The organism is uncultured Maritalea sp., assembly GCF_937139385.1.
GTDB classification, from domain to species: domain Bacteria; phylum Pseudomonadota; class Alphaproteobacteria; order Rhizobiales; family Devosiaceae; genus Maritalea; species Maritalea porphyrae_A.
The window spans coordinates 1-4,576 of record NZ_CAKZPW010000067.1 but is presented as its reverse complement, the minus strand read 5'-3'; the positions used below and the strand labels follow the sequence as shown (position 1 = coordinate 4,576).

Annotated in this window: 3 protein-coding genes; all 3 read left to right on the top strand. The window is 49.7% G+C overall.

The annotated features are described in order from the left end of the window. On the top strand, positions 1-1,998 hold a 1,998-nt coding region (locus Q0231_RS02865; RefSeq protein WP_299344825.1), incomplete at its 5' end, for a 2-oxoglutarate dehydrogenase E1 component. Between the two features lie 34 nt (positions 1,999-2,032). Then, entirely contained in the window at positions 2,033-3,568 is a 1,536-nt protein-coding gene (gene odhB / locus Q0231_RS02860) for a 2-oxoglutarate dehydrogenase complex dihydrolipoyllysine-residue succinyltransferase (RefSeq protein WP_299344822.1), read from the top strand. 114 nt (positions 3,569-3,682) lie between these two features. Next, positions 3,683-4,576, top strand: an 894-nt coding sequence (locus Q0231_RS02855; RefSeq protein ID WP_299344819.1) for an NAD(P)/FAD-dependent oxidoreductase, incomplete at its 3' end; no start/stop codon positions are given.

Sequence of the window (4,576 nt, the reverse complement as noted above, 5' to 3'; positions counted from 1 at the left end):
GCCAACCCTGAATATGTGCAAGGGTCAGGTGATGTTAAATATCACTTAGGGACATCTTCTGATCGGGAATTTGAAGGCAAAACTGTTCACCTGTCATTGGCCGCAAACCCAAGCCATTTGGAATGTGTAAACACGGTTGTTTTAGGTAAAGTACGAGCCAAGCAGCGTCAAAAAGGTGATACGGACCGCGAAAAAGTAATTGGTATTTTGCTTCACGGTGATGCCGCCTTTATTGGGCAAGGCATTGTCGCGGAAACTTTCTTATTATCACAACTAGATGGTTACAAAACGGGCGGTACAATTCATATCGCCATCAATAACCAAATCGGCTTTACAACGGCGCCGATGTACTCTCGGTCTTCGCCCTATCCAACCGATGTGGCGAAAATGATTGAAGCCCCCGTGTTGCACGTGAATGGCGATGATCCTGAAGCCGTGGTTTTTGCCGCTAAGATGGCGATTGAATATCGCCAAAAGTTCAAGAAGCCTGTTGTGATCGATATGTTCTGCTATCGTCGATTTGGTCACAATGAAGGCGACGAACCCTCCTTTACGCAACCAGAAATGTATAAACGCATTCGCGCGCATCGCACGACTTTGCAAATTTATGCTGACCGTTTGGTTGCTGAGGGCGTGTTGAGTGCAAAAGAAGTTGATCAGTTGATCGAAGACTGGCGCACACATTTGCAAGCCGAATTTGATGCAGGCGATGATTATAAGCCAAACAAGGCCGATTGGATGGATGGGGCTTGGAAAAACCTCTCTATGGCTGAAGATGGTGCGCGTCGCGGCAACTCTGGCGTTGAAATTGATCGTTTGGTGTCTTTGGGCAACAAGATCACGGAAGTTCCTGAAGGCTTTAGCGCCCATAAAACCATCAAACGTTTCATGAACAATCGCCGCAAGGTGATTGAGGCTGGTGATGGTGTTGATTGGGCGTTGGCTGAAGCATTGGCTTTTGGTTCCTTGGTTAGCGAAGGCCATCCAGTGCGTTTATCCGGTCAGGACTGCGAGCGCGGCACCTTTTCGCAGCGCCACACGGTGATCCATGATCAAGAAACAGGCGCGCAATATACTCCGCTCAATAATGTTGATCCGGGCCAAGCGCGCTATGAAGTGATCAACTCGATGCTGTCAGAAGAGGCGGTGCTTGGGTTTGAATATGGGTATTCATTGACAGAGCCAAATGCACTGACCATCTGGGAAGCGCAATTTGGTGATTTCGTGAACGGCGCGCAGGTGCTGATCGATCAGTTCATATCGTCAGGTGAGCGCAAATGGTTGCGCATGTCCGGTTTGGTGCTGATGTTGCCACACGGGTATGAGGGCCAAGGCCCTGAACACTCTTCAGCGCGTATGGAGCGTTATTTGCAGCTTTGTGCGGAAGACAATATGCAAGTGGCGAACTGTACAACTCCGGCGAACTATTTCCATATTTTGCGTCGACAATTGAAGCGCGATTTCCGCAAACCTTTGCTATTGATGACACCAAAGAGCTTGCTGCGTCACAAACGTTGCACCTCAACGCTTGAGGAATTGGGACCCAATAGCACATTCCACCGTTTATTGTGGGATGATGCGGAGGCCCCGAACGGCAAGACAGAAATCAAACTGCAATCCGATGACAAGATCCGTCGCGTGATCCTTTGTTCGGGCAAGGTCTATTTTGACCTGCTTGAAGATCGCGAAAAACGTGGTGTGGATGATGTCTATTTGATGCGGCTTGAGCAGCTCTATCCGTTCCCTGCAAAGGCTTTGCATGACGAACTTTCGCGGTTCAAAAACGCTGAAGTTGTTTGGTGTCAAGAAGAGCCGAAAAACATGGGCGCTTGGTTCTTTATTCAGCCCTATGTTGAATGGGTATTGGAGCAAATGGATCGGGCAGGTGAGCGTCCACGTTATGTGGGTCGTGCGGCTTCTGCCTCTACAGCAACTGGCTTGATGCGCACGCACTTGGCGCAATTGCAGGCCTTCTTGGATGAGGCGTTTGCAGAGTAATTGACAACAGAATTTAGATAGGAAATTCGACGTAATGTCTGTTGAAATTCGAGTGCCCACTCTTGGCGAGAGCGTGACAGAAGCCACGATTGGGCAATGGTTCAAAAAGCCGGGGGAAGCCGTTAATGCGGACGAACCGGTGGTTGAACTGGAGACGGATAAGGTAACAATTGAAGTGAGTGCACCGGCAAGCGGCGTTCTGGAAGCGATAAGCTTTTCAGAAGGTGAAACGGTGGAAGTAGGCGCTTTAATTGGAGTCATTGCGGATGGTGCTAAAGCGGCACCAACCGAACAAAGTCAAAACAAGCAAGAAACGAGCGAGGCCAGCATGGCGAGCGAAGATAAAAATGATGCAGCGCCAGTAGATATTGTGGTGCCGGTAGCGGGCGAATCTGTTGTTGAAGCAGATGTTGGCCAATGGTTCAAAAAAGTCGGCGATCGGGTTGAGTTGGACGAGGCAATCGTTGAACTTGAAACCGACAAAGCGGCGATGGATGTGTCCTCTCCAGTTGCCGGTACGGTGATTGAAATTCTCGCTGAGAGTGGTGAGACGGTTGAAGTTGGTGCATTGCTTGCCCGTGTTCAGCCTGGTGAAGGTGGAGCTGCGGTTACAGCAGCACCAGCACCTTCGCCCGTTGCACAAGTGCCAGCGGCAGCTCCTGCTGTTGGGGGCACTGAAATGCCACCTGCACCATCTGCTGCAAAAATGCTTGCTGAGAAAAATATGGATGCCGCTGACGTTGCCGGTTCTGGCAAGCGTGGTCAGGTGTTGAAAGAAGACGTGCTTTCAGCCGTTGCGAACTTAGGCACCACGGCGGTGACCAAAGCAGCCCCTACGCCAGCGCGTGCCCCTTCAAATGTTGATGATGCGCCGCGCGAAGAGCGGGTGAAAATGACCCGTCTGCGCAAAACAATTGCGACACGTCTAAAAGAGGCGCAAAACACAGCGGCCATGTTGACCACTTTTAACGAAGTGGACATGAAGCCTGTGATGGACTTGCGCAAGTCGTATAAGGATTTGTTTGAGAAAAAGCATGGCGTAAAACTTGGCTTCATGGGCTTTTTCACCCGTGCGGTTGTGCATGCACTCAAAGAAATTCCAGCGGTTAATGCTGAGATTGATGGCAATGATCTAATCTACAAAAACTACGCCCACATTGGGGTCGCTGTTGGAACCGAAAAGGGCCTTGTTGTCCCTGTGGTTCGTAATGCAGATCAGATGAGCATTGCAGAAGTCGAGCAAGAAATTGGCCGATTGGGCCGTGCAGCACGCGATGGCGAATTGTCCATGGCTGATATGCAGGGCGGCACCTTTACCATTTCAAATGGTGGTGTTTACGGCTCATTGATGTCGACCCCAATTTTGAATGCACCACAATCTGGTATTTTGGGCATGCATAAAATCCAAGAACGCCCTGTGGTTGTGAATGGTGAGATTGTGATTCGCCCAATGATGTATCTAGCGCTTTCATATGACCACCGGATTGTTGACGGCAAAGAAGCTGTGACCTTCTTGGTGCGCCTAAAAGAAAGCTTGGAAGATCCACAGCGCTTGGTTTTGGATCTCTAGTTCTAATCGGCGCGCAGCATAACGTGTTGCGCGCCAATTTCCTCTCTCTCCCAATCATAATAAGGCGAAGCAAATTCGTCATAAATCGGGTTTATAATCTTTTACGAGGCAATTATGTCGGACAAGTTTGATCTCACCTTTATCGGAACGGGCCCTGGTGGCTATGTTGGCGCAATTCGTGCGGCGCAATTGGGCATGAAAGTTGCGGTTGTTGAAAAACGCAGCACCCATGGCGGCACGTGCCTGAACATTGGCTGTATTCCTTCAAAAGCGTTGTTGCACGCATCAGAGCTTTTTGAAGAAGCCAACCACACATTTGCAAAACTGGGCATTCAGGTTGAGCCTGAGCTTGATCTTGGCACCATGCTGAAGCACAAAGATGATACGGTTTCTTCAAACACCACTGGCATTGAGTTTTTGCTCAAGAAAAACAAAATCACCGCCTTCCATGGTCTTGGTACCATTGAAGCACCGGGCAAGGTGAAAGTGACCGCGGATGATGGATCCGAGCAAGTGCTTGAGACCACAAATATTGTGATCGCCACGGGTTCTGATTCAGCAAATTTGCCGGGCATTGAGATTGACGAAGAACGCGTTGTTACTTCAACCGGCGCTTTGGAACTTAAAGAAGTACCAAAGAAAATGCTGGTCGTTGGTGCGGGCGTGATCGGTCTTGAACTTGGGTCAGTTTGGTCGCGTTTGGGTGCAGAGGTTACCGTTGTTGAATTCCTTGACCGCATTTTGCCCGGTATGGACAGCGAGATTGCAAAGAACTTCCAGCGCACGCTGAAAAAACAAGGCTTTAAATTCAAACTGGGCACAAAGGTGACCGGTGTTGATAAATCTGGCGATGTTCTTAAAGCGACAGTTGAACCTGCAGCTGGCGGTGCCGCTGAAGACATTGAAGCTGATGTGATTTTGGTGGCCATTGGCCGTACGCCTTATACAAAAGGTCTTGGTTTAGAAGCGGCAGGCGTTGAGCTTGATGAGCGTGGCCGCGTGAAAACC

Excerpts from the sequence above, each read along its gene's own strand:
- odhB (WP_299344822.1), top strand. The coding sequence starts at position 2,033 with ATGTCTGTTGAAATTCGAGTGCCCACTCTTGGCGAGAGCGTGACAGAA.